The 21,586-nt window shown below is 70.4% G+C and carries 21 protein-coding genes; 12 read left to right on the forward strand and 9 right to left on the reverse strand.

All coding sequences use genetic code 11. The annotated features are described in order from the left end of the window. The first annotated feature begins 164 nt into the window (after positions 1–164). The 6 genes from ACQHII_RS27490 (at position 165) to ACQHII_RS27515 (ending at position 7,073) form a co-directional block, all read left to right on the forward strand. Positions 165–926: a redox-sensing transcriptional repressor Rex gene (locus ACQHII_RS27490; RefSeq protein WP_093627488.1), complete on the forward strand. Its 762-nt coding sequence runs from the start codon at positions 165–167 to the stop codon at positions 924–926. After that, positions 923–2,635 (forward strand): glutamyl-tRNA reductase, encoded by a 1,713-nt coding sequence (locus ACQHII_RS27495; protein WP_427921803.1) that lies wholly within the window; start codon positions 923–925, stop codon positions 2,633–2,635. Before ACQHII_RS27490 ends, ACQHII_RS27495 begins: the two co-directional genes overlap by 4 nt. Further along, entirely contained in the window at positions 2,632–3,591 is a 960-nt protein-coding gene (gene hemC, locus ACQHII_RS27500) for a hydroxymethylbilane synthase (protein ID WP_427921804.1), read from the forward strand. Before ACQHII_RS27495 ends, hemC begins: the two co-directional genes overlap by 4 nt. Then, a complete protein-coding gene (locus tag ACQHII_RS27505; protein WP_427921805.1) occupies positions 3,588–5,294 on the forward strand; it encodes a uroporphyrinogen-III synthase in 1,707 nt (568 codons plus the stop codon). Before hemC ends, ACQHII_RS27505 begins: the two co-directional genes overlap by 4 nt. Positions 5,295–5,667: 373 nt before the next feature. Next, the gene (hemB, locus tag ACQHII_RS27510) at positions 5,668–6,663 is read left to right on the forward strand and encodes a porphobilinogen synthase (RefSeq protein WP_427921806.1); all 996 of its coding nucleotides are present in this window, start codon (positions 5,668–5,670) and stop codon (positions 6,661–6,663) included. Positions 6,664–6,707: 44 nt separating this feature from the next. Beyond that, on the forward strand, positions 6,708–7,073 hold the full coding sequence (locus tag ACQHII_RS27515) for a DUF805 domain-containing protein (protein WP_427921807.1): 366 nt from the start codon (positions 6,708–6,710) through the stop codon (positions 7,071–7,073). Between the two features lie 8 nt (positions 7,074–7,081). Here ACQHII_RS27515 and ACQHII_RS27520 read toward each other — a convergent pair whose 3' ends face one another. Next, a complete protein-coding gene (locus tag ACQHII_RS27520; RefSeq protein ID WP_427921808.1) occupies positions 7,082–7,237 on the reverse strand; it encodes a hypothetical protein in 156 nt (51 codons plus the stop codon). A 266-nt stretch (positions 7,238–7,503) separates the two neighbouring features. Between ACQHII_RS27520 and ACQHII_RS27525 the strand changes: the two genes are divergently transcribed. From ACQHII_RS27525 to ACQHII_RS27535, 3 genes are all read left to right on the forward strand, one after another. Beyond that, positions 7,504–8,406 carry an SAM-dependent methyltransferase gene (locus tag ACQHII_RS27525; protein ID WP_427921809.1) on the forward strand — a complete coding sequence of 301 codons (903 nt, stop codon included), beginning with the start codon at positions 7,504–7,506 and terminating at the stop codon, positions 8,404–8,406. A gap of 82 nt (positions 8,407–8,488) precedes the next feature. Further along, positions 8,489–9,703 carry a PLP-dependent aminotransferase family protein gene (locus ACQHII_RS27530; protein ID WP_427921810.1) on the forward strand — a complete coding sequence of 405 codons (1,215 nt, stop codon included), beginning with the start codon at positions 8,489–8,491 and terminating at the stop codon, positions 9,701–9,703. 73 nt (positions 9,704–9,776) lie between these two features. Further along, positions 9,777–11,678, forward strand: a complete 1,902-nt coding sequence (locus ACQHII_RS27535) for an FHA domain-containing protein (protein ID WP_427921811.1) — start codon at positions 9,777–9,779, stop codon at positions 11,676–11,678. Between the two features lie 40 nt (positions 11,679–11,718). On the opposite strand, the gene ACQHII_RS27540 is transcribed toward ACQHII_RS27535, so the two are convergent. From ACQHII_RS27540 to ACQHII_RS27555, 4 genes are all read right to left on the reverse strand, one after another. Next, on the reverse strand, positions 11,719–12,789 hold the full coding sequence (locus ACQHII_RS27540) for an MBL fold metallo-hydrolase (RefSeq protein ID WP_427921812.1): 1,071 nt from the start codon (positions 12,787–12,789) through the stop codon (positions 11,719–11,721). A 200-nt stretch (positions 12,790–12,989) separates the two neighbouring features. Next, complete coding sequence (locus ACQHII_RS27545; RefSeq protein ID WP_427921813.1) at positions 12,990–13,943, reverse strand: sugar ABC transporter substrate-binding protein; 954 nt, start codon at positions 13,941–13,943, stop codon at positions 12,990–12,992. Positions 13,944–14,360: 417 nt separating this feature from the next. Next, the gene (locus tag ACQHII_RS27550) at positions 14,361–15,131 is read right to left on the reverse strand and encodes a DUF4253 domain-containing protein (RefSeq protein WP_427921814.1); all 771 of its coding nucleotides are present in this window, start codon (positions 15,129–15,131) and stop codon (positions 14,361–14,363) included. 41 nt (positions 15,132–15,172) lie between these two features. Next, a complete protein-coding gene (locus ACQHII_RS27555) occupies positions 15,173–15,781 on the reverse strand; it encodes an NADPH-dependent FMN reductase (protein ID WP_427921815.1) in 609 nt (202 codons plus the stop codon). Positions 15,782–15,894: 113 nt separating this feature from the next. Here ACQHII_RS27555 and ACQHII_RS27560 point away from each other — a divergent pair, with 113 nt between their 5' ends. Then, complete coding sequence (locus tag ACQHII_RS27560) at positions 15,895–16,713, forward strand: helix-turn-helix domain-containing protein (RefSeq protein ID WP_427921816.1); 819 nt, start codon at positions 15,895–15,897, stop codon at positions 16,711–16,713. A 3-nt stretch (positions 16,714–16,716) separates the two neighbouring features. Here the strand turns inward: ACQHII_RS27560 and ACQHII_RS27565 are convergent, their stop codons facing one another. Together ACQHII_RS27565 and ACQHII_RS27570 are read right to left on the reverse strand one after the other, a co-directional pair. Continuing rightward, positions 16,717–16,965 (reverse strand): DUF397 domain-containing protein, encoded by a 249-nt coding sequence (locus ACQHII_RS27565; protein WP_427921817.1) that lies wholly within the window; start codon positions 16,963–16,965, stop codon positions 16,717–16,719. Then, positions 16,962–17,774 carry a helix-turn-helix domain-containing protein gene (locus ACQHII_RS27570; protein WP_427921818.1) on the reverse strand — a complete coding sequence of 271 codons (813 nt, stop codon included), beginning with the start codon at positions 17,772–17,774 and terminating at the stop codon, positions 16,962–16,964. Before ACQHII_RS27570 ends, ACQHII_RS27565 begins: the two co-directional genes overlap by 4 nt. A gap of 122 nt (positions 17,775–17,896) precedes the next feature. Between ACQHII_RS27570 and ACQHII_RS27575 the strand changes: the two genes are divergently transcribed. Next, positions 17,897–18,379, forward strand: a complete 483-nt coding sequence (locus ACQHII_RS27575; protein WP_427921819.1) for an ATP-binding protein — start codon at positions 17,897–17,899, stop codon at positions 18,377–18,379. 59 nt (positions 18,380–18,438) lie between these two features. After that, entirely contained in the window at positions 18,439–18,651 is a 213-nt protein-coding gene (locus ACQHII_RS27580) for a hypothetical protein (RefSeq protein ID WP_427921820.1), read from the forward strand. A gap of 12 nt (positions 18,652–18,663) precedes the next feature. Here ACQHII_RS27580 and ACQHII_RS27585 read toward each other — a convergent pair whose 3' ends face one another. Together ACQHII_RS27585 and ACQHII_RS27590 are read right to left on the reverse strand one after the other, a co-directional pair. Continuing rightward, positions 18,664–19,443, reverse strand: coding sequence for an SDR family NAD(P)-dependent oxidoreductase (locus ACQHII_RS27585; RefSeq protein WP_427921821.1), 780 nt, complete (start codon positions 19,441–19,443; stop codon positions 18,664–18,666). A 187-nt stretch (positions 19,444–19,630) separates the two neighbouring features. Further along, entirely contained in the window at positions 19,631–21,571 is a 1,941-nt protein-coding gene (locus tag ACQHII_RS27590; RefSeq protein WP_427921822.1) for a glycosyltransferase family 2 protein, read from the reverse strand. Positions 21,572–21,586 lie beyond the last annotated feature (15 nt).

Below are 21,586 nucleotides of genomic sequence, written 5' to 3' on the forward strand. Positions count from 1 at the left end.
CCCCTGGAATGCGTCGGGAACGCGTGTGCGTGACCCCGGTCACGTTGGGTGGGCAAATCGGACACCATCTTTGTGCACGCGTTCACAAAGACATAGCCTGCTTCCGACGGGGCGGTCTGGGTTCGTGTGACCGCCCACAGCCCCGCTCTACCCGCAGGAGCACCGTGGCAACTGGCCGAACTCACCGACCGGCGACCCGTAGCCGAGGGATTCCCGAGGCCACCGTCGCCCGTCTCCCGCTGTACCTCCGCGCGCTGACCGGACTCTCGGAGCGCTCGGTACCCACGGTCTCCTCCGAGGAGCTGGCCGCCGCCGCGGGCGTCAACTCCGCGAAGCTGCGCAAGGACTTCTCCTACCTCGGCTCCTACGGCACCCGTGGTGTGGGCTACGACGTCGAGTACCTCGTCTACCAGATCTCCCGCGAACTGGGCCTGACCCAGGACTGGCCGGTCGTGATCGTCGGCATCGGGAACCTGGGCGCCGCCCTCGCCAACTACGGCGGGTTCGCCTCCCGCGGCTTCCGCGTCGCCGCCCTCATCGACGCCGACCCGGCGATGGCCGGCAAGCCCGTCGCGGGCATCCCGGTCCAGCACTCGGACGAGCTGGAAAAGATCATCAGCGACAACGGCGTCTCCATCGGCGTCATCGCGACCCCGGCCGGTGCCGCCCAGCCCGTCTGCGACCGGCTCGTGGCCGCCGGGGTCACCTCCATCCTGAACTTCGCGCCGACCGTGCTGACCGTCCCGGACGGCGTCGACGTCCGCAAGGTCGACCTCTCCATCGAGCTTCAGATCCTCGCCTTCCACGAGCAGCGCAAGGCCGGTGAGGAAGCCGCCGCCGAGGCCGCGCACCCGGCCGCCGCGCACCGCGGCGACTCCACCGAGCAGGGCCCTGACGGGGACGTCCCCGCCGTGATGCCGGCATGAGTCTCCTCGTCGTCGGGCTGAGCCACCGCAGCGCTCCGGTCAGCTTGTTGGAGCGGGCCACGCTGGGCGCGGACGCCCAGATCAAGCTGCTCCAGGACACGGTCGCCGCCGAACCGGCCACCGAGGCCGCCGTGTTGGCGACCTGCAACCGCATCGAGCTCTACGCCGACGTGGACAAGTTCCACGCGGGCGTCGCCGAACTCTCCACGCTGCTCGCCCAGCACAGCGGGGTCGGCCTGGACGAGCTCACTCCTTATCTCTACGTGCACTACGAGGACCGGGCCGTCCACCACCTCTTCTCGGTGGCCTGCGGCCTCGACTCGATGGTCGTCGGCGAGGGCCAGATCCTCGGCCAGATCAAGGACGCGCTCGCCAAGGCGCAGGAACTGCACTCCGCCGGGCGGCTGTTGAACGACCTGTTCCAGCAGTCCCTCAGAGTCGGCAAGCGCGCCCACTCCGAGACCGGCATCGACCGCGCCGGCCAGTCCCTGGTCACCTTCGGCCTTCAGCAGCTCTCCTCCGGTACGCCGGTCGAGGCCTGGGCCAAGGGGAAACGCGCCCTGGTCATCGGCGCCGGCTCCATGTCGTCGCTGGCCGCCGCGACCCTCGCGCGTGCCGGGGTCGCCGAGATCGTCGTCGCCAACCGCACCTCCGACCGCGCCGAGCGGCTCGCCCAGATCATCACCGAGAGCCCCGAAACGGACGTGTCGGCCCGCGCGGTACCGATGGAATCGGTGCCGTTCGAGCTGACACGTGCCGATGTCACCGTGTCCTGCACGGGCGCGACGGGCCTGGTCCTGACGGCCGACATGATCGCGGGAGCGGTCGAGGGCCGGGTGTCGCAGGACGCGACGACAGGTCGTACGGCCGTCGAGGACGTCGTACGCGAAGAGCTTCCGCCGACCTCCGTCGGGGCCGAGGACGGCTGTCCGCTGGACCTTTCCGCGGTGCAGGGGGCGGCCGGCTTCTCCGTGATGGGGGAGGCGGCCGTCGCCGGGATGGACGCGGCGACGCTGGAGCAGCACGCGGCCTGGGTCGCCGGGGCGGGTGTCGACCGGCGCGAGAGCGGCCGCCGTACGCCCGAGGCGGAGGCGGAACTCATCGCCGAGCTCGCCACCATGGCCGTGACCGTGGGCCGGATCCCCGAGCGGCGCAGGCCCGAGCCCGTCGTGCAGATCCCGCGCCCCGCGCCGGTGCTGTCGGTCCTCGACCTCGCGATGCCGCGGGACGTGGACGCCGCCGTGCACCGGCTGGCCGGGGTGCGGCTGGTCGACATCGAGTCGCTCGCCGAGGCCTCGGCCGACGCCCCGATGGCGGCCGATGTGGACGCGGTCCGGCGTATCGTCTCCGACGAGGTCGCGGCCTTCGGGGCAGCCCTGCGGGCCGCGCACATCACGCCGACCGTGGTCGCCCTGCGCGCCATGGCCGCCGACGTCGTCGCGAACGAGATCGCCCGGCTCGACGGACGGCTGCCCGGCCTCGACGACAAGCACCGCGCCGAGATCACGCAGACCGTACGACGGGTCGTCGACAAGCTGCTGCACGCGCCGACCGTACGGGTCAAGCAGCTCGCGGCCGAGCCCGGCGGCGCCGGGTACGCGGACGCGCTGCGCACCCTGTTCGACCTCGACCAGGAGACGGTGGCCTCCGTCTCGCGGGCCGAAGAAGACTCTGAGAACGAGAACAGCAAGAACCGAGGGCTCGCATGAGTAGCAGAACACTGAGACTCGGGACCAGGCGGAGCAGACTCGCCCTGGCCCAGTCCGGGCTGGTGGCGGACGCCGTGAGCCAGGTGACCGGACGGCCCGTCGAGCTCGTCGAGATCACCACCTACGGCGACACCTCCCGCGAGCACCTCGCGCAGATCGGCGGCACGGGAGTCTTCGTGACCGCGTTGCGGGACGCGCTGCTCGGCGGTGAGGTCGACTTCGCGGTTCATTCGCTGAAGGACCTGCCGACCGCGCAGCCCGAGGGGCTCGTACTCGCCGCCGTACCCGAGCGCGAGGACCCGCGGGACGTACTCGTCGCCAAGGACGCCCTGAAGTTCACCGACCTGCCCCGCGGGGCGCGCATCGGTACGGGCTCCCCGCGGCGCACGGCCCAGCTGAACGCGTACGCGCGCGGCCACGGCCTCGACATCGAGACGGTCCCGATCCGCGGGAACGTCGACACCCGGATCGGCTTCGTGCGGGACGGTGAGCTGGACGCCGTAGTCCTGGCCGCCGCCGGACTGAGCCGGATCGGCCGGCTCGACGAAGTGACCGACTTCCTGTCGGTCGACACGGTTCTGCCCGCCCCCGGCCAGGGGGCCCTGGCGATCGAATGCGCCGCGGACAACGCGGACCTGATCGCGGCACTCGGCGAACTCGACGACCCGTTCACGCGGGTCGCGGTCACCGCCGAAAGGTCCCTGCTCGCCGCCCTGGAGGCCGGCTGCTCCGCCCCTGTGGGCGCGCTGGCCGACCTTCTGGCCGACGGGCAGATTGTCAAGGAAATGCGCCTGCGCGGAATAGTCGGCACGACCGACGGTTCGCGTACGGTGCAGCTGTCCACCACCGGTCCCGTGCCCGAGACGCATGACCAAGCACTGACGCTCGGTCGCGAACTCGCCGCCGAGATGCTCGCCCAGGGCGCGGCCGGTCTGATGGGGGAGCAAGCCAAGTGAGCCCCACCACTCTTCCCGCCGCCGGTCCGGAACACGGGCACGTCACCTTCCTGGGTGCCGGACCCGGAGATCCGGGACTGCTCACACTGCGCGCCGTCGAGGCGCTGGCGAACGCGGACGTACTCGTCGCCGAGCACGAGGTGCTCGACGTCGTACGTGCGCACGCCCGATCGGGCGTGGCCGTCGTGCATCCGGATCCGGGTCCTTCTTCGGACTGGTTCCCGGGCACGGGCACGCCTCAACTAACGGTCGTTGACGGTGTGTCAACAACCGTTGGCCTACCCGCTGTGCGGGATGCGGCACATCTTGTCATGGAGGCCGCGCGGGGCGGCAGGCGGGTCGTGCGTGCGGTGTCCGGGGACCCCGGACTGGATACGTACGCCGCCGAGGAAATGCTCGCCTGCGTCGCCGCCGGTGTTCCCTTCGAGGTCGTGCCCGGTGTCGCCGCGGCCGTCGGCGTCCCCGCGTACGCCGGTGTCCCGCTGCGGGACGCGCAGGGCGCGGACGTCCGCTTCGTGGACGCCCGTACCGCCTCGGACCGCTGCTGGACCGAGGTCGGCGCGTCGGACGGCACGGTGGTCGTGTCGACGTCGCTGGACTCGGTGGCCTCCGCTGCCGGTGAGTTGGTGGCGGCGGGCCGCAAGCCCGATACGCCCATGACGGTCACAGTGGCTGGTACGACCACTCGTCAGCGGACCTGGTCCGCGACGCTCGGCACGATCGCGCAGACGCTGAAGCAGGCGAAGGTGCTGCCGTCCCCGGACGGTGGCCGGCCGGTGATAGCCGTGGTCGGTGAGCGTTCCGCCGCCGCCCAGCGCGACCAGTTGTCGTGGTTCGAGTCCAAGCCGCTGTTCGGCTGGAAGGTCCTCGTCCCGCGCACGAAGGAGCAGGCGGCCTCGCTCTCCGACCAACTCCGGTCCTACGGCGCCGTCCCGCACGAGGTGCCGACGATCGCCGTCGAACCGCCGCGTACGCCCCAGCAGATGGAGCGCGCGGTCAAGGGCCTCGTCACCGGGCGCTACGAGTGGATCGCCTTCACGTCGGTCAACGCGGTGAAGGCCGTGAGTGAGAAGTTCGAGGAGTACGGGCTCGACGCGCGTGCCTTCGCGGGCATCAAGGTCGCGGCGGTCGGAGAACAGACCGCCAAGGCGCTGATCGCGTTCGGTGTGAAGCCGGACCTGGTGCCGAGCGGTGAGCAGTCGGCCGCCGGCCTCCTGGAGGACTGGCCGCCGTACGACCCCGTCTTCGACCCGATCGACCGGGTGTTCCTGCCGCGTGCCGACATCGCCACGGAGACGCTCGTCGCCGGCCTGATCGAGCTCGGCTGGGAGGTCGACGACGTCACGGCCTACCGGACGGTACGGGCCTCGCCGCCGCCGGCGGACACGCGTGAGGCGATCAAGGGGGGTGGCTTCGACGCCGTTCTCTTCACGTCGTCGTCCACTGTGCGGAACCTGGTGGGGATCGCCGGGAAGCCGCACAACGTGACGGTGATCGCGTGCATCGGTCCCGCTACGGCGAAGACGGCCGAGGAGCACGGGCTGCGGGTGGATGTGATGGCCCCGGAGCCGTCCGTGCACAAGCTCGCGGAGGCGCTGGCGAACTTTGGGCTGCGGCGGAGGGCTGCGGCGGAGGAGGCCGGGGATCCGGTTACTCGGCCGAGTGAGCGCAGGCCTGGGGCTCGGCGTCGTCGTACGACCTGAGGCTGAGTGTCGGGTTGCGGTGAGTGGGGGCGGGCGTCCGTGGGGCGCTGCGCCCCCACACCCCCGCTTCGGCCCTGAAGGGGCCTCGTCCTCAAACGCCGGACGGGCTGGTTTTTTGCTGGTCTGAGTTGCGAAGGCACCCGACGGGGTGGACGGTGTCGGCCTCGGCCGAAGAGGTGTCGGGCGGGTTGGATGATGCCGGTCTCGGCCGAAGAGGTGCCGGACAGCGTCGGCCTCGGCGAGAAGGTGCCGGACGGGCCGGAAGGCGCCGGAAGGTGTCGGCCCCGGCCGGAAAGTGCACGGCAGTGCGCCGAAATGTGCACCGACTCACCGTCGGCAAAGGTGCCCCTGGGGCGGGCGTAGCGTAGACGGCATGACGACGTACGGATCCTTCCCCGGCTCGCGCCCCCGGCGGCTGCGGACCAGCCCCGTCATGCGGCGGATGGTGGCCGAGACCCGCTTGCACCCGGCCGACTTCATCCTTCCGGCGTTCGTGCGGGAGGGGATCGGTGAGCCGGTGCCGATCGAGGCCATGCCCGGGGTTGTGCAGCACACGCGGGACAGTCTGAAGAAGGCTGCGGCTGAGGCCGTGGCCGCCGGGATCTCCGGGATCATGCTGTTCGGGGTGCCGGAGGAGAGCAAGAAGGACGCGTTCGGTACGCCGGGCACGGATCCGGAAGGGATTCTCCAGGTCGCGCTGCGGGACGTGCGGGCCGAGGTGGGGGATGAACTGCTCGTCATGTCCGATCTGTGTCTCGACGAGACCACCGATCATGGGCATTGCGGGGTGCTCGATGAGCAGGGGCGCGTCGACAATGACGCCACCCTTGAGCGGTATGCCGAGATGGCTCAGGTGCAGGCCGACGCCGGGGCTCATGTCGTCGGGCCGAGCGGGATGATGGACGGGCAGATCGGGGTCGTCCGGGACGCGCTCGACCAGATCGGGCGGGAGGACGTCGCGATCCTCGCGTACACCGCCAAGTACTCGTCCGCGTTCTACGGTCCGTTCCGCGAGGCCGTCGGGTCCTCGCTCAAGGGGGACCGCAAGACGTATCAGCAGGACCCGGCCAACGCCCGGGAATCCCTGCGGGAGTTGGCGCTCGACCTCGAAGAGGGCGCCGACATGGTGATGGTCAAGCCGGCCGGGCCCTATCTCGACATCCTCGCGAAGGTCGCCGAGGTCTCGGACGTTCCCGTCGCCGCCTATCAGATCTCCGGCGAGTACTCGATGGTCGAGGCCGCCGCCGAGAAGGGCTGGCTGGACCGGGACCGGGCGATCTTCGAGACGCTGACCGGGATCAAGCGGGCCGGGGCGCGGAACATCCTGACCTACTGGGCGGTCGAGGCAGCCCTTAAGCTGCGCGACTGAGGGAACGGCGAGAGCGGGGTCGGGCGGCCGGGTAGGGGGCAGCTGTGCACTGGTTCGTTGAGGCGATGCGGAAGTACGCCGACTTCGGCGGGCGGGCGCGGCGCCTGGAGTACTGGACGTTCGTGGCGGTCGTCTACGTCGGCTATGTCGTGCTGGTCGGGTTCGGCGCCTCGGGGCGGTCGCCGGCGCTCGTCGCCGCCGCGTTCGTCTTCAGCGTGATGCTTCTGCTGCCCGGCCTCTCCGTGACCGTCCGGCGGCTGCACGACACGGACCGCTCGGGGTGGTGGGTTCTCGTCGCTCTCGTGCCGTTCGTCGGGACCGTCGTCATGCTGATCTTCACGCTGACGGAGAGCGAGCCGGGCGAGAACCGCTTCGGCCCGTGTCCGAAGCGGATCCCCGCGCACGCCTGACCTGTTGGTCAGCGGGCGGTCGCGGTCGGTGCGGGAGTCGTGCCCGACGGGCCCTCGTCGCGTACGCCCATGCCGTCCTTGCAGCCCGTGAGCAGCAGCGCGGCGAGCACGGCCGCCGTCGCGGAGACGGCCAGGAGACGGACGCGGATCGTGCGGACGGGCATGGGTCCCCCTGTCGGAGCGGTGCGGTGAGGGTTGCAGCTTGGGCGGTCGGGCCCCGCGGGCGCTACGGCTGTCGCCGGATTCGGGACGTCCGGATCGTCCCGCCCTCGCTGACCTGCGGGGACGCCGTCCCTCCCGGGCGCGGTACGGGACGCCGGGAGGATACCGGGACCCTTCCTCCCACTTGGGCACCATCAAGTCCCGCCGCGAGTTAGGTTGTTGACCACTGCACCGGTTGGCCCATGACCCACTCTCCTGGGAGACACGCATGCCCGGCGACGCCCTCAGCCAAGATCCCGCCGAGCTGAGAAGGAGGATCGACACCACCAAGGCGCACCCGGCCCGCGTCTACGACGTCTTCCTCGGCGGCAAGGACAACTACCCCGTCGACCGTCAGGCGGCCGCCGCCGCGCTCGCCGCCAACCCGCGCGGCTACCTCGACGTCCGGCACAACCGCGACTTCATGCGCCGCGCGGTGACCCGGCTGTCGCAGGAGCACGGGGTCCGCCAGTTCCTCGACATCGGCACCGGGCTGCCCACGGCGGAGAACGTGCACCAGATCGCCCAGGGCATCGCCCCCGAGTCGCGGATCGTGTACGTCGACAACGACCCGGTGGTCCTGGCGCACGCCCGCGCGCTGCTCACCAGCACGGACGAGGGCCGTACCGACTACATCGACGCCGACCTGCGCCGCCCGGACGACATCCTCGAACAGGCCGCCAAGACCCTCGACTTCAACCAGCCGATCGCGCTGCTGCTGGTGGCGATCCTGCACTTCGTCGAGGACGAGGAGGCGTACCCGCTGGTGCGCGAGCTGGTGGACGTGCTGCCGTCCGGCAGCCATGTCGTGCTCAGCCATCTCACCGACGAGATGCACCCGATCCCGACCCGCGCGGTCCAGCGGACCTACACGGAGCGGGGGTTCACGTTCGTCTTCCGTACGAAGGACGAGGTCGAGCGGTTCTTCACCGAGACCCCGGGGCTGACCCTGGACGAGCCCGGTGTGGTCCCCGCCCACCAGTGGTACCCCGGCCCGGCGCCCGCGCCGCCGGTGGTGGAGCAGGCGTACTTCGACAGCCTCGACGACATCGAGAAGATCACCTACCGGGACATCAACGACGTGACGGACGACGACATCAACGTGTACGGGGCGACCGGCACGAAGGCCTGACCGGGCCGGGGCAAACGACCCGAGGCGTCCGGATCGCGGAAACCTGTTTGTAGACAGCAGGTATCTTCCTACGCTGCCGGTCATGGCCATCACCGAGTCGGTTCCCGTCCCCCTTGCCCCGCTCCCGCCGCTCGCCGCGCGGGCCCGTGCGATCGGCGGTTCGCCGGTGCGGGACATCCTCGCCGTCACGGCCCGCCCCGAGGTGATCAACTTCGCGGGCGGGCTCCCGGCCCCCGAACTCTTCGACGCCGGCGGTATCGCGGCGGCCTACCAGGCGGTGCTCACCGAGACGCCCGCGCGGGCGCTTCAGTACGCGACGACCGAGGGCGAGCCCGTGCTGCGTGCCGCGCTCGCCGACCGCACCTCGGCGCGCGGGCTGCCCACCGGGCCCGACGACCTCCTCGTGACCACCGGTTCGCAGCAGGCACTGTCGCTGCTGGCGACCGCGCTGCTGGAGCCGGGGGACGTCGTCCTGGTCGAAAGTCCCTGTTATCTGGCGGCACTTCAGGTGTTCGCGTTCGCCGGAGCGCGGATCGTCGCCGTGCCGGGGGACGGGGAGGGCCTCGATCCCGGGGCGCTGGACGAACTCGTCGTGCGGGAGCGGCCCAAGCTGCTCTACACCGTGCCGACCTTCCAGAACCCGACCGGCCGCACCCTGCCCGCCGACCGCCGGGCCGCGGTCGCCGCCGTCGCCGCGCGGCGCGGGCTGTGGATCGTGGAGGACGATCCCTACGGCGAACTCCGCTTCGAGGGCGGGCGGTTGCCGTGGATCGCGGTCCACGAGGGCGCGGCGGACCGTACGGTGCTGCTCGGATCGTTCTCCAAGGTGATGGCGCCGGGACTGCGGCTGGGCTGGCTGCGGGCGCCGACTGCCCTGCTGCGGGCCTGTGTTGTCGCCAAGCAGGCCGCCGACCTGCACACGCCGACCGTCAACCAGCTCGCCGCCGCACGGTACTTGGCGGACAACGACCTCGACGCGCATGTGGCGCGGGTGGCGGCCGTCTACCGGGAGCGGCGGGACGCGATGCTCGGTGGCCTTGCCGACTCACTGCCCGAGGGGTCGAGTTGGGAGCGGCCCGAGGGCGGCATGTTCCTGTGGGCGCGGCTTCCGGAGTCGTACGACACGACGGAGCTGCTGGCCCGGGTGGTGCGGCAGGACGTGGCCTATGTGCCGGGGGCGCCCTTCTACGCCGGGGAGCCCGAGCGGTCGACGATGCGGCTGTGCTTCGTGACGCAGACTCCGGAGGAAATCAGGGAGGGACTGCGGCGGCTGCGTCGTGGTTTCATGGGTTCGTAGATCGATGCACCTCGGTGAACGTCCCTGGTAGCGCGCTGAGTTGAGCGGAATTTTCTGCCTGGAAGGAAGTGCCATGGCACCGGTGCTCGTCGGACGCGAAGGCCTGCTTGAGGGAGAGCGCATCCCGATCGTCGACACCCGCGTCACCTTCGGACGCAACGCGGGGAACACGGTCGTCATCGCCAGCCCCAGCGTCTCCCGCTTCCACGCGGAGATCGTCTTCGACCAGGACCAGGGCTACGTCCTGAGCGACTGCGGCAGCAGCAACGGCACGCAGGTCAACGGTGAGGAGATCGAGTCCCGGCTGCTCCAGGCCGGCGACGAGATCACCATCGGCGACCAGGAGTTCCGCTTCGAGGTCGCGGACGCCATGCAGACCCTCATGGCGCTCAACCTGCCCCGCTCGGTGACCCACCCGGAGGAGAGCGACGGCTCGGAGCTGCGGGTCACCGTCGTCGGCGGCGGCCCGGTCGGCCTCTCCATGGCGCTGCTGCTGGAGCACTTCCTCGGCGCCCAGGTCGAGGTCACCGTCTACGAGGGCCGGTGGCGCAAGAAGGGCCGCAGCATCGTCTGGAAGGACGCCGACGAGGGCAACGTACGGCGCCAGCAGGTGGTGACCGTGCAGAGCAGGCAGTACCTCGCCTGGCCGCAGTACGTGCAGGACCGGCTCTTCGACCCCGAGAACTACACCGAGATGTGGCCGTCGGGCCCGGACTCGATCGGCGACCACCACCCGCGCAACATGCGGATCGCCTACATCGAGGACAAGCTGCTGGAGCTGGCGAACGAGAAGCGGGACCGAATACGGCTGATCCCCGCCAAGTTCGACGCGGCGGAACAGCGCGACGAACTCGCCTCGCAGCACGTGCTCGCGATCTGTGACGGCGGACGGTCGCGCACCCGGGAGCACTTCGCGGCCCGCTTCGGCAAGGCCGACGAGTCGATCTACTCCCTCGACGGTGTCCACCTGCGGGACGTCGTCCTCGGTCTGCGCGTCAAGTCGGAACTCCCCGACCCCATGGCGATCCTGCTGACGGTCGCTCAGAACCGGTTCCTGCTCAACTCCTTGCGCGGCGAGGGCTTCCTCAATATGCGGCTCACCGACTCCGAGTTGACCGAGGTCATCGGCATCGACCCGGTCCGCCGGGTCTTCGAGGAGTGCATCGCCTCCCGCCCGTGTCTGATGAACCGCGACGAGCACGGCGACTTCCAGTGCGCCACCCACGGCACGCTGTTCCTGCCCGCCCTCATCAAGGGCTCGCCCCTGTGGAAGCGGGTGCACGAGGGACTGCGGCTCTTCAACGTCCAGGACGGGGACCTGAGCGCGGTCACCAGCTTCCGCCTCGACATGGTCCAACGCCCGCGCTTCTCCGCCGAGTTGCTGCCGCCGACCGTCAACACCCCCGGCACCTACGGCTTCCTCCTCGGCGACGCGGCCAACTCCATCCACTTCTGGCCCGGCCGTGGCCTCAACAGCGGTCTGGCGTCCGCGATCTCGCTGGCCCGCTCCCTCAACAGCGCCTGGAACGGCAGGCCCTTCCGCGACGCCGACTTCCTGCGGCACGAGGCCGCCATGTCGATGCTCCAGTACCGGCACAAGAGCCGCGCCTGGAAGGCCATGGTCACCACCGACGACCAGGGCGTCACCTGGGCCATCAAGGACATCATCGACCACGGCATCGACGGCATCACCGAGGAACCCGACCGCGAGGCGGACACAGCCACCCTGCTGGCCCGCATGGGCGCCATCCGCGACCGCCTCGCCCCCCGTCTGCCCGGCATGCCGGACGACGAGGCGATCCTCGAACGCCTCGGCACCCTGGAGGACCGCACCCTGCGCATGCTCGTCCTCAGCGGCGCGTGGGACACCCTGACCATGGGCGGCGAGGAGGTCGACATCGACATCTTCTACGGCCCCGACTCCTCGGCGGCGGCCGCGGCGGTGGAGGCGCTGGAGCCGGCCACGCAGCAGTGACCCGGGAGCCGGACGGGCTTCCCCTCCCGGGTCCGACGGCTCAGCTCCGGCTGCCCTTACGTCGTCGTACCGGCACGGTCAGCAGGTCCGCGCCCATCGTCATCGGTCCGCCGAAGTCGCCCGCGCGGGCGCTGCTGCGGAGCAGGCTCCGCCAGGTCGCGTCGGAGACCGCGGTCGACTGGCCCGGGCTGAGGTGGGTGGCGAGCAGCGCGCGGACCCCGGACTCGGAGGCGATCCTGCCGAGGTCGGCCACGTCGGTGTGGACCTTGAGGATGTGGTCGATCAGGGTCTGGGGCAGGCCGAGGCTCGCGAGACCGGCCGGGTAGAGGGCCTCGTGGACCAGGAGGTCCGCGTTGGCCGCGAGGGTGATGATGTTCGGGGTCGGCGCGCTGTCGCCGGAGAAGACGACGCTGCCGTGGTCGGTGTCGAAGCGGTAGGCGTAGGCGGGGAACACCGCGCCGTGCGGGACGAGGACGGCCGTGACCTTCATGTCGTCGTTCTCCATGACGGTGAACGGGGCCATGGTGGGCGCGGTGTTCGTCGCCGAGGCGCCGACGGAGGACGGCGGCAGGACGTCGTGGACGTCGAGCATGGTGGCCGGGTCGATGCCCGCGTGCTCGGTCATGAAGAAGGTCGGCGAGGCGGCGTACGCCTGACCGGCCAGCTTCGTCATCTCGACCGTGCCGGGTATGGGTCCGGGTGCGCCGGTGACGGTCGAGGCGATCCCGCTGGCGCCGGGACCGTAGACCCCGATCGGGCTCTGGAAGCCCTGGACGCCCGAGACGCCCGCCGAGAGCAGCGGGAAGGAGTAGTAGTCGACGATGTGGTCGGCGTGCAGGTGGGTGAGGAAGATCCCGGACAGCGCCGGCATGGACAGGCCGGCGCGCAGGTACTGCGTCACCGCCCCTCGTCCGCAGTCGACCATGTACGTCCTGCCGTTGACCGTCAGGGCCGACGCGATGCCGTACCGGGTCGCGAGGGGCGGCGGGCCGCCGTTGGTGCCGAGCAGCGTCACGGAAAGGCCCGCGGAGGAGGACGACGACGTCGATGCCGTGGCCGGCGAGCCGCTCAGCAGCGGCAGGGCGGACGCGGCGGCGGCTGTCGCGGCCACGGCCCCCAGCACCCTCCTGCGGGACGTGGGTGTGGATGTGCTGGTGCAGTCGCACGCGGTTTCACACATGGCGGTGAGGCCTTTCTTTCTGCCGTTCGGATGGTGCGCTGCCACACTCGTCACCCGAGGTGGCAGTTGTACACAGCGGGACGCGAACCGACCGTTCGAGCCACGCACCATGAGGTTGCGCGTCCTGCGCGTCAGACGTTCGTGTCGCAGTACAGGGGCGCGGTGTCCGCGTTGTCCTTGGTCACCAGGCGGATGGGGACACGGGCGATCTTGTCCTTCTCCTCCTTGCGCAGCAGACCGAGCGTGTGCGTCACCGACAGCGCTCCCAGGTCCTGGACCGAGTTGGACACGGTCGCCGAGAACTTCCCGGACTTGAGGGCCGCCAGCCCCGGGTCCGTGCCGTTGGCGGTCACGATCTTCACGCTCTCGGCGCCCGCCGCGTCGAAGGCCTCGCGCGCGCCGAAGGCCATGTCCTCGTTGGCCACGAACGCGTACTGGATGTCGGGGTGCGCCTGGATCAGCTCGGCCGCGGCGGCCTTGGCCTTCGCCCGGTTGAACATGCCCCGCTCGTCGCCCACCACCTGCACGTTGGCGGCGAGGTTCTTGGTGAATCCGCTCACCATCAGGTTGGACGACGTGCTTCCGTCGCCGGAGACGACACCGGCCTTGACCTGTTTCCCGGCGGCGTCCTCGTTGACCCACTCGGCATCCAGCTTGCCGATCCCGACCAGGTCGCCGATGGTGGCACCCAGGATCTTGCTGTCGTCGGCGGGCATGAGGGCGATCAGCGAGACGGGGATCTTCGCCTTCCGCGCCGCGGCGATGTCGGCGCTCAGGGCGGTGGCGTCCACGCTGATCAGGAGAATGGCGTCGACCTTGTGCGCGATCATGTAGCGCACGTTGCGCAACTCCGCCGCCTTGCTGCCGTGCGAGTTGGCGGTCAGTATTTTCGACAGGTTGCCGGACGTGGTGTCCGTGACGGCCGTCTGTAGGCAGGCGTGGTACGAATCGGTGCCCCCGTTGATGAACCCCAGGACGGCGGGTTCCGCGGAGGGGGTGCTCTGGTAGGGGTCCAGAGCGCATCCGGTGGCGAGGAGACCGAGGCCGAGGCCGGTGGCGGTGAAGCGCAGGGGTCTGCTGGACACGCGCACGGGTCTGCTGGATATGGGCATGCGAAAGAAGCCTTTCTGCCGTATACGACGCCGGTGTCGATGCGGACAGTGATGGGCTACGGCGGATGGCACCCGCGAGTGAAGTGCGGGCCCGCAGCCTGCTGTTCGGCTTCGGCGGTGTGCGGAACGGTCAACCGGTGCCGGGTGGGCACCGGTCCGAGGCGCGACCGCGCTCAAGGGGCGCAACTTCTGTCGGAGTGTGTGTGCGCCGTCACGCTACTGGATCGTTTTAGTGAAGATGTGCGAAACCTGAGACCGAGGGTGCGGTTGGCGCAATCTTTGCCTTCGCTCCTGCTGCCCTGCCCGGCAAGGGAGTTGGGCGAGCAGCATGCGAGAGCTGCCCGTGCCGGACGGCGCGGAGTCACGTCCGGCAGGGCCGGATCGGCCGGGTCAGTCCCACCAGAAGTGCCAGGTGGGCTGGTCGATCAGCCTCCGGGCGTACGTCTCCAGGTCGCCGAAGTCGTCCGGGCAGAAGGCGAAGTGCTCGGCGGCCACTTCCCCGGCCTCGTCGAGGTCGGCGGGCGGGGCCGCCACGGACACGGTCAGCCAGTCGAAGCCGAGGGCCACGACCCGTATGCCGAAGCGGTCCTCCCAGGAACGGAGGACCGCGCAGAGGCGGGCCGTGTCGTTCTCGTGGTTGACAGGGCCCATCCAGCCGATCGCCGCCGGGATGTCCGCGCTGCGGCGGGCCGGCACCAGGGCGAGGTGCGGTGTCTTGAACCCCGGCCCGCCGCCCGCCAGGGAGTCGGCGACCTCGGCCGCCCGCTCGTCGGGATCGGCGACCAGGGTGAGCGGTTCGGCGAGGCCGGGCCACTCGTCGCCCTCGTCCGTGTACTCCTCCCAGAACTCCTCCAGCACCTCGTCGGCGTCGTGGTCCCCGGGATACGACATCTCGTCGGGGCTCAACTCCCATTCCTCGGGGCCGCCTTGGTCGCCGCCGAGGTCCAGCAGCACCGGCAGCAGTCCCGCGGCCCGGCGCGCGGGCTGGAGCGCGGCCCAGTCACCCGGCTTCGCCGGTCCGTCCGCGCACCACAACAGCGGTTCGTCCGACGGGCCTTCAATGGTCACGTCGATCAGTCTCCCGGGAGGGAGTTCAAGCCCGAGCGAGCCGCCGCTCGGGTCGGCCGCCAGCTTCGGCAGCGGGTTGGGAAGAGTCGCCATGTCAGAGACTTTAAAGGCGACCACTGACAGCCGGAGTCCGGTCAGGCCGGGTACGGGCTCGCCTCGCGTGCCGCGCTCAAGGCGGCGGCCCACCAGGCGAGTTGGTCCAGCAGGGTCTTGGCGTAGCCGGGCGCCTGGGGGTCCAGGGGCTGCCCGTCCTCCCACGCGGTGAAGTAGTTCGGGAACGCCAGACCGTCGCGGACGGTCACCGCGTGCAGTTCGGTGAGGACGTTCTCCAGGTGGAGGACGGCATGACGGCCGCCCGCCGCGCCCCCGTAGCTCACGAAGGCCACGGGCTTGGCCGTCCACTGGGTGAAGTGCCAGTCGACGGCGGCCTTGAGCGCGGCGGGATAGCTGTGGTTGTACTCGGGCGTGACCAGGATGAACGCCTCCGCCCCTGCCAGGCTGGACGTCAGGGGCTCCATTCCCTCGGGGCGCGGGTAGGAGTCGCCCGCGTACTTCGGCGACTCGGCGGGCAACGACAACGGGATCTCCACGTCGGCCAGGTCGACGACCTCGACGTCGAACCCGCCGTGCGTACGCGCCTGTTCGGCGACCCAGGACGCGACGACGGGCCCGAACCGCCCTTCCCGCACGCTTCCGACGACGATGACCAGCTTGTGGTTCTGCTGCTTCAAGTTCTCGCTCATGCGATCTACGGTCCGCCGCGGCCGGAGCGCCAACCAGACCGGGCGCAGGCTGGCCCCCGCAGGGCCACGCTGAGGCAGCCGGGCGAACCGGCCCCGTCACTAAACTCCGAGTCATGGGCACGCCACTGGGCGACTTCGTCCGAGCCAAGCGCGACAGCATCCAGCCCGAGTCGTTCGGGATTCCCGAGCGGGGCCGCCGACGCTCACCGGGCCTACGGCGCTCGGACCTGGCCGCCCGCGCAGGGATCAGCGTCGAGTACCTCACCCGCATCGAGCAGGGTCGGGACCGCAATCCGTCCCCCGCCGTGGTCAATTCCCTCGCCGACGCCCTGAGTCTGGACGCGGCCGAACGCGAACACCTCCGCTACCTCACGAAGATCACGGGCGGAGCCTGCCCCACGCACCGGCGGCCGGCGCCGCCCAGCCGCGAGGTCCGTCCGACCGTGCTGGCGACGCTCCAACTCCTCGATCCCGCACCGGCGTTCGTCACCAACCGCCTGGGCGACGTGCTCGCGCACACCACGGGGTTCGAGCTGGTGATGCGGGGCAGCGGGCTGCTGGACTCGCGCGAACCGAACCTCACGCGCTATGTGTTCACCGATCCGCGCGCCCGGACGTTCTTCCCCGACTGGGACCAGGTCGCCGACGAGCAGGCCTTCGACCTGTGGCTCGGCCCGTCCCTGGAGACCTCCGAGTGGTTCACGGCGGACCTCGCCCCGCTGGCCGGGCAGGAGTTCACCCGCCGCCTCAACCGCCACCTGCCTCCACCACAGGTCCCGCTCCGCACCGCGCACGAACTCCGTTGGCAGCGCGAGCGGTTGGAGCTGCCCCGCACGGACGCGCAGGAACTGGTCGTCCTCCTGCCGGCCGACGAGACGACGGCCCAGGCCATGGAACGCCTCCGCCACCGTGCGCTTCGCGCGATCGGCTAGCGGCTAGCGGGTGGCCGAGTGGGTCGTGAAGGCGGCCCAGGCGGTGGGGGAGACGGTGAGGGTGGGGCTGCTGTTTTCAGGGTTCTTGGAGTCACGGATGTGCACGGCGTGGGGGCAGGCGGCGACTTCGAGGCACTGGCCGCCTTCGCTGCCGCTGTAGCTGGACTTGCGCCAGGTGTAGGCGACTTCGAGGCAGGCGCCGCCCTCGCTGCCGCTGTAGCTCGACTTGAACCACTGAAGTGTGGTGCTCATTGATCTCCTAGCAGACGGTCGAGCAGGCCCCTCGACTCCTGGGGTGACAGGGCCTGTGACCGCAGCATCGCATATTTGCGTGCCAACCTGGACACCTCATCTGGGTCCGCGACCAACTGACTACCGCGCTGGCCTTCGGTGTAGGCCAGGTGTTGGTGGTCCGGCGTCTCCAGGAGGATGAAGGGGCCGTCCAGCCCTGCGTGTGCCGCAGTGTTCATCGGAAGGAACTGGAGTGCAAGACCTGGGAGTTCAGCACATCCACGAAGAAAGCTGAGTTGGTCGCGGCGGGCCTCCGGCGTCCCGATGCCGAGATGCAGCACTGGTTCCCAGATGACGAAACTCATCGTCGGCGGACACTTGCGCTGCAAGATCTCCTGCCGCTCGATGCGGCCAGCCAGCTTCGCCGCGATCTCGTCCTCGTCGTACGCCGGAATGCGTTCCGCCAGAACTGCGCGGGCGTACTCGGTGGTCTGGAGCAGGCCAGGGATCACGGCGTTGTCGTACCAGGACAGGGCGATGGCCTCGCGCTCCTGGAGCATGTACTCCTCTGCGTACTGCGGGAATTGATCGATCTCCGGCAGGTTGTCGACCCCCGCCGCCAACGTCCCCTTCGTATCGAGGATCAGATCCAGCGTCTTGGCCAGCGACAGCATCAACCGTCGCCTGCCCTGCTCGATCGACGCGATGGTCTCCTCGTCGACCATGGCCCGTTCTGCGAGTTGACGTTGCGTCAGGCCCGCTGCCATGCGAGCCGCTTTCACCTGTGAGCCCAGCAGCCGCATCGTCGAGCGGTTCTTCTTGGAGTTCATGCTGTGGTGCTCCCCACATCCACCCGTTTCGGACCCCGCACGGACCCGTACTCCGCCCGTACAAAAACGGATCCGGGCCTCACGCCCTGTCAACAGTAGTGACGCTCAGCAACTCTTGTCCCGTGAACCCGAGTGAGAAGTTCTTCCGGCGCGAACGCCGGTCCGTTCCCGCCGCCAGGCGCTTCGCGCACGCGTTCCTCGCCGAGTGCGGACTCGCGGAGGCGGAGCGCGGCGGCGATGTGCTGCTGTGTGTCAGCGAGTTGGCGACCAACGCGCTGGTGCACGGGGTGCCGCCGGGGCGCCAGTTCCGGGTGTTCCTGCGGTACGACGGTCACGCGGTGCGGGTCGAGGTCCACGACAGCGGGGGCGGCGTACCGCACGTGGACGAGGCCGAAGACGGCGACGAGGGCGGGCGCGGGCTGCTGCTCGTGGCCGCGCTGGCCGACAAGTGGGGTGTGGGGGAACGGGACTTGGGCAAGGTGGTGTGGGCGGAGTTCGGGTGCGAGGGCGACGCCCGCCCCGCCGGTCAGCCGAACGCCGGCTCGCCCGTCCGGCTGCCGGTCGCCGTCGTACAGGCGCCCGCCGCCGTCTTGCCGCCGGCGTAGAGACGGACGCCGTCGTCGCTGCCCGGCTGGGCGGATGCGCGTACGCGGACAACAGCCCGGTGACCAAGGAGGACCCCAACGGGCAGTTCTGGGGCTGGTCCCAGGTCAAGCACGCGGCCTGGTCCGCCACCAATGCGACAGCGAAGCAGCCCTGGAGCACACGAGGGGGTTCCGCCGCCTCGACGATCTGGCCCCGGGCAGCCAGGACCATGCTGATCGAGCTGCCGGGCCGACTCCGAGCCCCCAACCCCCGCCGCCCCCTCGGTACTTGACCACCCGTTCGCTCAATGACCGATCTGGCTCGCCATGGCTGTGAGAGCCTCGCGCCGCGGCATCGCGAGCAACGTGTCGAAGAGGCCCCGGTAACGGGCGCTGGGGACGTGGGTGGGGCCGTTGCGCAGGTTGTCCAGCGCGGAACGGGCGACGTCGTCCGGGGACATCAGGTCGTGGAGCGTCGCGGGGTCGATGCCCTGGTTGCGGGGTGCCTCGGTGTCGGTCGCTCCCGGGCAGAGGGTCAGTACGTCCACACCGCTCGGGCCGAACTCGGCCCACAGAGCCTCGCCGAGGGCGACCACGTAGGCCTTGGTGGCCGAGTAGCCGGCCGAGTAGGGGCAGCCCATCAGTCCTTCGACCGAGCTGGTGAAGATCACGCCACCGCGCCCGCGTTGCTTCAGCCGTGGGGCGAGCCCGTGCGCGAGCCGGGTCGGAGCTTCACAGTTGACCATGAGCATGGAGGAGAGCGTCTCCGCCTCGCCCTCCTCGAACGCACCCTTCACGCCGAACCCGGCGTTGCTCACCAGCAGACCGATGTCCAGCCCCGCCACCGCGTCCAGGATCTCCCCGGCCGCCGTGGGCTCCGCCAGGTCGGACGGCACGACGGTGACCTCGACGCCGTGTTCGTCCCGCAGGGTGTCGGCGAGTTCCTTCAGCCGGTCGAGGCGGCGGGCGACGAGTACGACGTCGAATCCGCGCCCCGCCAGCTCGGTCGCGAACGACCTGCCGATCCCCGAGGAGGCCCCGGTGACCAGCGCCACCGGACCGTACTGCCGCAGGAAGTCATCCACGCCGCCCACTCCGTTTCATCGCCCTCGACCAGGGCCTTCTGCCTCGTAGTTCCCGCAGTGAATCGTGGACTCCTTGACTAACGCAATCGAATGACCCCGCAGACGCACCAGTCGTCTCAATCGGCGCGTTGGGTGGCCTGAGGACAGCCCTTGGACGAGTGAGTGGTCCGGTCGTCCGAGGGCGGATTCAGTTCCCCAACAGCCGCCGCACCCGCCGCACTTGACGGTTGTCCCCCACCGCGTCCAGGAACCGCCGCCCGCCGCCCGCCGCGTACGCCGGCCCCTCCACCCGGAGCACCGTGCCGTCGCGGACGACCGCGTACGCGAGGGGCTTGGCGGTCTTGGGGAGGTTGACCGGGTGGCGGCCGGAGGGGAGCTTCAGGCGGGCGGGGAGGCGGAGTTGGGCCATATCGCTGCCCGGGGCCGGAAGCAGTTCGGCCTGTACTCCGAGCGTGCCCACGGTGACCTTCAGGCGGACGGGCGCGCTGTCCGGTGTCGCCGCCACGTACGGGAGCGGGAGTGAACTGCCTTCGCCGCGCCCCGCGTTGGCCGCCGCAGGCGTCGACGTGTCCTGGTTCAGCTTGCGTTGGCGTTGGTCCACGTCGAGGGCCAGCTGGCCGCTGCCGGTCCAGTACGGGAGGGAGAGCCTGCCGCCGGTCAGGGCCGGGCCCGCCGCCGGGGTGCCCGGCGTGGCGTCGTCGTCGCCCGTGACGCGCACCATCCGGTCCACGCCCAGGAGTTGGACGTAGGCCCACACGTCGTGCACCCCGCGCTCCAGCGGGCGGCCGCCCGCCAGGCGCTCCGGGTCGAGGCGCAGTTGTCCGGAGGCGACGACCTGGGAGCGGCCCTCGGCGAGCGGTCGTAGGCGGAGGGCGAGCTCGCCCTCCGGGTACCACCAGTCCTCGCGGTCGCGGTCCTTGACGATCAACTCCGCGTATGCCAGGCGGAAGGGGTCCGGGACCTCCCAGCCGGCCGTCGTGCCCGGGACGCCGTCCAGGAGGTCCGGGTCCAGCCAGTGCTTGCCGTCGCGTTCGACCAGGATCAGGGGTTCGCCGTCGCCGCGCAGGAGTTCCAGCGTGACGTCGGCCACCAACTGGCCGTTCTCCCAACGGGGTTCGCCCACCGTGGTGCGGGGCTTGATCTCGCGGACGCGCTCGGCGAGTGTCACCGCGCCGTCGAAGTCACCCGCCTCCAGCAGCTCCGCCCGCAGGCGGGACACGGCGGGCAGGCCCTCGCGGACCGCCGGCGGGAACTCCGACACGGCTACCTCGCGTGCCGCCTCGAAACGCTGTCGCTGCTCCGCCGGGTCCTCGCGCAGGATCTCGGGCTCGCGGGTCCTGGAGAGGACCTCGACGTGGTAGAGGCGGTGGAGCAGGCGGTTCTGGAGGGCGTCGATGTCGTCGGAGGCGGGGGTGCCGTCCTTGATCTGACGGGCGATCGTGCGGGTGTTGGCCCAGAAACCGTGCCGGGGGTCGAAACGGTGCTGGGTGTTGTTGCCGCCGTCGTCGCGCTTCATCCAGTAGTAGACCGGATAGTCGGCGAGGATCGCGATCCGCTCCGCCTTGAGGTACGCGGCGCTCACGAACGCCAGGTCCTCCAGGATCCACGGGCCCTCGGGGAAGCGCAGCCCGTGCTCCTCGACGAACGCCCGCCGGAACATCTTGTGCGGCGACATGCTCTGCATCAGCTCGTCGTTCTCGATCGTGCAGGCGTCCACCGTGTGCCGGAACAGCCGCCTCGGCCGCACCATCGTGCTGGACATCTTGCCGAGGACGACGTCCGCCCCGTTGCGCTTCGCGTGCTCGTACAAGCGCTCCAGCGCCTGGGGCCCCAACTTGTCGTCGTGGTCGACGAACTGGATGTACTCGCCCTGCGCGTGCCGCATGCCGAGGTTGCGCGGGGCGCCCGGCCAGCCCGAGTTGGGCTGCGTGTGCACCTGGACGTTGGGATGCCCGGCGGCGATCTTCTCCAGGCGGCTCAGGGTGTCGTCGGTCGAGCCGTCGTCGACGTAGACGATCTCGTACTCGTCGGCGGGCAGACTCTGCCCCAGCAGCGACGGGGCGCACTCGTCGACGTACTTCCCGGTGTTGTAGACGGGAACGATCACACTGACCTTGACTCTGGGCATCCCCGGACACTACAC

This window comes from Streptomyces sp. cg40 (assembly GCF_050320165.1).
Lineage (GTDB): Bacteria > Actinomycetota > Actinomycetes > Streptomycetales > Streptomycetaceae > Streptomyces > Streptomyces hokutonensis.